At 61.0% G+C, this 4,282-nt stretch carries 3 protein-coding genes; 1 reads left to right on the top strand and 2 read right to left on the bottom strand.

The features are described from left to right. Positions 1-31: 31 nt before the first annotated feature. Positions 32-2,200: a M48 family metalloprotease gene (locus tag NW818_RS01780; protein ID WP_414423675.1), complete on the bottom strand. Its 2,169-nt coding sequence runs from the start codon at positions 2,198-2,200 to the stop codon at positions 32-34. A 102-nt stretch (positions 2,201-2,302) separates the two neighbouring features. Further along, positions 2,303-3,586 (bottom strand): competence/damage-inducible protein A, encoded by a 1,284-nt coding sequence (locus NW818_RS01775; protein WP_414331859.1) that lies wholly within the window; start codon positions 3,584-3,586, stop codon positions 2,303-2,305. On the opposite strand from NW818_RS01775, the gene NW818_RS01770 reads away from it, so the two are divergent. Beyond that, entirely contained in the window at positions 3,537-3,878 is a 342-nt protein-coding gene (locus NW818_RS01770) for a helix-turn-helix domain-containing protein (RefSeq protein ID WP_414423674.1), read from the top strand. The genes NW818_RS01775 and NW818_RS01770 overlap by 50 nt on opposite strands. Positions 3,879-4,282: the final 404 nt, after the last annotated feature.

Genomic DNA, 4,282 nt, shown 5'->3' with positions numbered 1-4,282 from the left:
GCAGTGTTCAGCGTAAATGTATCAGCCTGGCTCACCACCGCCGCAGGTAAGAGGCCAAGTTGGGGAAATAGAACGCCCCCCAAATCCCCAGCAGGATGACTCCCAAGCCGAACACAACCAGCCAAAGGCGCGGTCGGCTGTGCAGCTTATTGGATCCCACCTGGACGTAGGCCAGATCCACCCAAGCAGTATTGCCGCGGCGGAACCAGCCCACCACTTTGACGCGCCGGCCCACCAGGGCGCGGATCCGCTTCAGGCCGGAAAAGACATTGCCCACCGGCCCCAAAGGGGAAGTAAAGCGCACCGGGATCAGCCCTGTGGCCTCTTGCAGCTTCAGCTCTGCCCCCAGTTGATAGCCGGAGGGGCCCAGTCCCACCAACTCCCCCTCCAGCTCCACCCATTGTCCGCGGCGGGGATCCGCGTCGGGATCCGCCAGCAAGCTGAGCACATCCGTCGGCCTTGCCGGCAGGGATCCCCCGTACATCAACCCCGCTTTGGCCCACAAGCCCACCCCGTAGCCCACCACCGCTGCTGCCGCGATCACCTTGGGATCGAGACGGTTTTGCAGCAGCAGGTAGAGGATCAGCCCCACCAGCCAGCCAATGAGGATCCCGACCACTTCGGCTGCGTAGATGGCCAGATCCAGCCAAAACCGGCTTTGCAGGCGGGCCACATCCAATTTGGACCCGGATCCCAGACTCAGCTCCGGCACGAGGCGCAGCCGCTCCCCATATCCTGCCAAGACCTTGAAGCGGTGCCCCGGCAACGGATGGCTGGAATTGACCTGCATCCAGCGGGCCCAAGGGTTGATTTGATCCCAAAGAAAGACTTGGCCAGCTTGGGAGGGATCCTGGAGGCGGGCGGCAGCACTGGCAGCGGCGATGGTTTTGAAGTCCAAAAAGCTGAACAGGCGGGTGCAGTGCAACAGCGAGGAAGGTCGGCGGTCATTTTTGTGGGCCTCTTGTAAGCCGGCAGCCGATTTGAGCAGAGCAGCGATCAGCCCGTTCGGGTTGCCGGTTGCCTGTACGGCAAAATGGTCGGCATGGTAGGTGCCCAGGCGCGAGAGGAAAAACAGGGGATAGGAAAGCACCGTGTAGATCAAGTAGAGCAGAGGGGCCACATGCCCGATCAGATCCCGCCGCCGACTTTGGCCGCGCCCCTCCCCCAGCTTGCTCACCTGCTCCAAGGCCAGGTAAACCAGTTGAATCGGGGATCCCAGCAGGGTCATGACCAGGATATCTCCATTAACAATTCGCCCCAGGGCCTGGGCGTAGACGGCGGCAATCTCATCCTCAGAAAGCTGCTGCAACAGGGCTTGGGTGACCACAATGCGGCAGCCATCAGAAAAAGTGCCGTAAACAAAGGCCAGCGGCCCAGCATCCGGGATCACCCCCAGTCGGGGCTGTTTTAGCTGGTTTTGGGCACAGATGCGCTGCAGCAGGCGCGCCGTTTCGGGGCTGTGGCGTTCGATTTCGCCAAGCCTGGCCCAACGCAACTTGTGCAGCCGTTGGTGGAGCTGATCCATCAGCCAGGGGGCAAAAAAGAGAAGGCCTACTCCAAAGTTGACCGCCAGGCTGCCGGCCACCAACCACCGCAGGCCATTGCGCAGCCAGGGCAGCAACCCCTGCAAAAACCAAAGCTGCCGCGGAAAACTCAGCCGGCCAAAATCCAGATGGCTGCCTACCAACACAAAGCTCAGCCACCAAAGGAAGACAATGCCCACCCCCAGGGATCCCCACTTGGCCCAATGCAGGGGGCCGGCCCGCTCCGGCAGGGGGATCTTCATACCCAGTTGGGCGGCCCGTTGACGGGTGGACAGGGATCCCGCTCCAGGAGACGGCTCCTCTGGGGGAGCAGAACGCGGTTCGACAGGTTTGGCGGACGGAGCAGCCAGGGACTCTGTTGCAGTGGGCAGGCGAAGCAAGATCTTCTTGGCCCAGCCTTGCGCCTGGGGGTTGGGGTGTTGCAGCAGCTCTAGGCAGAGGGACCGTGCCTTCTCCGTCTGGCCCAACTGGTGGTAGGCCCGCACCAGGTTCATTTGGGCTTCCAGGGCTTCGCCGTCAGATGAGTCTGCCGGGATCCCTAATGCTTTGTCCTGCTGACGGGATTGGGCCAGGTAGCCTTCAAAAAGTTGGATGGCCTCTTGAAGGCGGCCCTGCCGCAGGGCTTCCTTGCCCGCCTGGACGGCATCGGGGATCATCGGCTTGCTCCTTGCCTGGTAGGGTCTGCTTCTGGAGATCGGTTGGATCCATCTGCTCCCCCAGCTTACTCAGGGATCCAACCCCGAGAGACTGGATCCCCCCTAAAGGGGGTAGCAGAGCAAGCGCCGCCGCAAGCGATCCAGAGCCGTCTGGGCGCTCCACCAACGCACCCCCTCTCTGCCGCGCAGGCTGCCAAACCGGTACTCGTGTACTTCCACCTTCCCTTGCGGATCCGCCAAACCCAGATACACAAGACCGACTGGCTTGGTGGCGGTGCCTCCCTCTGGCCCGGCAATGCCGGTGATGCTCAAGGCCCAGTTGGAGCCCAGGACTTGCTTGGCCCCCAGCGCCATTTGGGCGGCCACCGCCTCGCTCACGGCCCCGTGCTGTCGCAGGGTTTCCGGATTCACCTGTAAAAGCTGCTCCTTGATGCGGTTGTCGTAGGCCACGATCCCCCCCACAAAATAGCGGGAGCTGCCCGGGATCCCGGTCACCAACTGCCCCAGCAGCCCGCCGGTGCAGGATTCTGCCACCGCCAGAGTTTGACCCCGTTGCAGCAACAGCTCCCCCACCACACCGGCCAAGGTGGCGTCATCGCTGCCGAAGTAGTCTTCTCCAGAAATCTGTAAAATCTGCTCCACCACCGGGGCGATCAAGGCTTGGGCCTCTTCACGACTGGGAGCACGTCCGGTAACCCGCAGGCGTACCTCCCCCTGGCTGGCGTAGGGAGCCACCGTAGGGTTTTCCCCCGCCAACAGGGATCCCAGCCGTTCGGCCAGCGTCGATTCGGGAATGCCCCAATAGCGCAGTACCCGGCTGTAGAACACCTCTTTTCCCCAGCCGATGGAGCGCAGATAAGGCACGGCGGTCTCCCGCCACATGTGTTGCATCTCCCGCGGCACCCCAGGGAAGGTGAGAATGTGCAGGTCGGGCCGGGGCTGCCAGATGAGGCCACAGGCGCTGCCAAGCGGGTTGGGCAACACCCTCGCTCCCCGGGGCAGAAAAGCCTGCTTGCGATTGCTCGGCGAGGGCACAAGGCCCCGCTGCCCGTACTTTTGCAGGATCTCTTCCCACACTTGGGGGTGCTCCACCATCTCCGCCCCAAAAAAGGAAGCCAGCGCCTCATGGGTGAGATCGTCCGGCGTCGGCCCCAAACCCCCGGTGATCAGAATCAAGCTGGAACGACCACAGGCCACCTCCAGCGCGTGGTGAATGCGGGCCTCGTTATCCCCCACCACCGTTTGGTAATAGTGGGGGATCCCCAGTTGCGCCAACTCGGCTGCCAAGTACTGGGCATTGGTATTGGTGATCTCTCCCAAAAGCAATTCTGTGCCGATGCAGAGGATCTCAGCCCCTTGGGGAATAGCAGTTTGCGGTGGGATCATGCTTGGCCTCGAGCTCAGCTCAGCCGCAAGAGAAGTATACAAGCAGGGAGGTCTCGGCCTCCCTGCGCGCCCCCAGATTTTGGGCTTGCAGTTGGCCATTCCAAATGGCGGTGAGACAACCGGCAAGTTTCCATCTCCGGCGCTGGCAAAAAGATTGGGGGACGAGATGTATCCGACAGCACAACAGCGACAGACGCTGCAGCAGTGGTTGGGAACAGCTCGGTTTGTTTATAACCGCACCCTAGATTTTCTGAAGTCTTTAGAAGGCGAGCGTCCACCTGGATGCAAGTAGCTACTCACCACATCTTGCCTTCTCTACCAGATTGGGCGAAGGCAGTCCCGTACCAAACCAGAAAGTGGCAGTCATTGTTTGCGTTGGCCCATTCAAGACTTGCGGGATGAGCGCCAAGGCGGCCAGGTTCTGGGTGGACAACTTTGACATTTATTCTTTGACATTTTCTTTGACATTATTTGACATTGTTTATTGTCTTGGTTTATTGTCTTGCTGCTCAAGTTTCAGACCTCCAAGATAGCGGTCAGAAAGCAGCGCCAGCTACATGCCAAGACGGTGCGCTTGCTACTGGTGGGCGCGTAGTGCGTTCCAGGAACGGCCAGAGGCTGTGGCTGAGCAGTACGGGAAACAAGCATTGACATCCTCCCCGGCCTTTAGGCCGGAGATTCCTACCACGCTACGCA

It is taken from the genome of Synechococcus sp. R6-5 (genome assembly GCF_047461775.1).
GTDB lineage: Bacteria > Cyanobacteriota > Cyanobacteriia > Thermostichales > Thermostichaceae > Thermostichus.
The sequence above is the reverse complement of the archived record's forward strand: the minus strand, read 5'-3'. Positions and strand labels throughout refer to the sequence as shown.